This window comes from Alteromonas sp. G4i35, assembly GCF_054960375.1.
In genome coordinates, this window is record NZ_JBHNZD010000057.1 from 1 (window position 1) to 2116 (window position 2116).

Here is a 2116-nt window from a genome sequence, read left to right on the forward strand (position 1 = left end):
TATAGAAATACATTCATAAACTGAAGTTGACCAGACATATGCAGTAAGACCGAATAGAACGCTAATTATCATAAGACTTCTTAGCATTTTTAGATATAGCTTTTTGGATGGTTTTACTTTCAAGCTTCCTGCTCCGAGGGTACTAACTTTTAAATAAGGGGCGCAGGCATGTGGGGCATAATGGCGAAGCCGCCCCGCATGTATGCGTCCCAGCGAACGAAGTGAGTGACTTTATTTTTTTGTTATATTTTGCCGTTTCTTACATCGCGCACTTCTTGCATTCTCAAATGCTCCTCTATAGAGACAAGCACAGCAATAATCCCAGCAAACAAAAAGATTAAAATTGACCAAACAATCACGGGTATGAATGTAATTGCATTCGGAAGTGATTCGGTGAAGGACGTCCATAGCGTTACGCCTACTCCTAGAATAAGTAATAAAAACGAAAAACTAGCAGCTATTCTCGAAACTAAAAGCAATGTACTAAAATTGCGAGATTCAACAGAGGAAAATGGTTTCAATTTAAACTTCCTTGGTTAATGTACCTTTAAATATAACTTTTAAATAAGGGGCGCATACGCGTGGGCTATAATGCGAAGCAGCCCACGTGTATGCGTCCCAGTGACCAGCGGGAACGACTTAATTTTTTTGTTATGTGCCTTGACCACAAACCAACCTATAAGCCTTTGTTGGGATTTTTGAACTCCCTGATCTGTATATGATTGCCTTCTCTGTCTGCTATGTTGGAGACTTTGAATATTGGATTTGCCCACTCGCCATCGAAGGCCTTGCCGCCCAAGTTGACGGCTTTTTCTCTTGTGGCTTCCATATTTTCAACAGACAAAAATAATTTAATTGGGCTAAAGGAGTCTTGAGGTATATCGAAAGGTGGGACATGGATAATGAGATTGAAGCCATCTCTATCCAAGCTGATAAAATCTTTAGTCTCTCTGGTAACACGCATGCCAAATAGTTGTTCATAGAACTCTGCAAGGTGGGAAAAGTTGCTTGAGTAGATGAGCACACCATTCTGGGCCGGGCCTGACATTTTTACATCCTTACTTTGAGTTGCATTAGAAAAGAGGGTCGCAAAAAAGACCGTTGCAAAAACCAATGCTTTAAAACCTTTATACATAAACTTTCCGTGGCACATAACACCCGCATAAAGGGCGATAACACATGGGCTAAAATTAGGAACGAAGTGACGCAGCCCATGTGTTAGCGTCCCAGCGAGCTTGCGAGCGATTTAATGCGTTTGTTATGGCCGTGCTGAAAATGCCCACTGATCTCTGTTGCCATAGAATACCCAACTTAACTTACTGGAAACTAGGTATAAAAACAAAATATCTGTATTTTTTTGAAACTCGTCAAAGTTATCCCAAGTTAGTTTAAAACTTGAAGTAAGCCGTTTTTTTGTGCCAGTGCTCTTAGATATGCGCTCAAAGGATTCGAAGGCAAAAACTACTTGGTTGGTGTATGACGAAAAAAGGGAATTGAATTCAATTTTGTTTAGCCAACCTGTTGATGCAGTAATTGAACTGACTACTTTTGGCCATTCAGAATCTCTTACTGAAAGTTCTATGTCAGTATCGGTATCGACGATTTGATTCAGTTCAATGAATTCCATATCTTCCCTGAAGGCTATAACTTTTCAATAACGGGCGCAGACATGTGGGGCATAATGGCGAAGCCGCCCCGCTTGTATGCGTCCCAGCGAACGAAGTGAGTGTGTTGATTGAGTTGTTATATGCGTACAATTTAAAACCTTTTACACATCCACTTTAATAAAAACAAACCCTAGCTACATAGAGGATGATATTTGTTTTAGGTAATTATTTATTTGCCCATCGGTAACAATAGAACCAACCAACAGGTGGAATCAAGAAGTTGAGCAAGAAGGCGTAAATGGCAACCAACCCGATATTGTCAGCCTTTCCTTTAGCAAATTTGATGGTAAGAAAAATTACAACTAAAGCGAGGATGAAGAGTGCTTGCCCCCAAAATGTAGCGTTTAGATTCATAGAATTCCTTATTGATGAGCTTCCTGAAAAGCATATAACTTTCCGATAACGGGCGCAGTCATGTGGGGCATAATGGCGCAGCCGCCCCACGTGTC

At 40.7% G+C, this 2116-nt stretch carries 4 protein-coding genes; all 4 read right to left on the bottom strand.

Translation table 11 applies throughout. The features are described from left to right. Positions 1 to 242: 242 nt before the first annotated feature. On the bottom strand, positions 243 to 521 hold the full coding sequence (locus ACFI6L_RS20155; RefSeq protein ID WP_462574690.1) for a hypothetical protein: 279 nt from the start codon (positions 519 to 521) through the stop codon (positions 243 to 245). Positions 522 to 676: 155 nt separating this feature from the next. Next, complete coding sequence (locus tag ACFI6L_RS20160; RefSeq protein ID WP_462574691.1) at positions 677 to 1135, bottom strand: VOC family protein; 459 nt, start codon at positions 1133 to 1135, stop codon at positions 677 to 679. Between the two features lie 123 nt (positions 1136 to 1258). Further along, positions 1259 to 1627 (bottom strand): hypothetical protein, encoded by a 369-nt coding sequence (locus tag ACFI6L_RS20165; RefSeq protein ID WP_462574692.1) that lies wholly within the window; start codon positions 1625 to 1627, stop codon positions 1259 to 1261. Between the two features lie 205 nt (positions 1628 to 1832). Then, positions 1833 to 2116 (bottom strand): hypothetical protein (locus ACFI6L_RS20170; protein WP_462574694.1); only part of this gene is annotated, 284 nt, incomplete at its 5' end.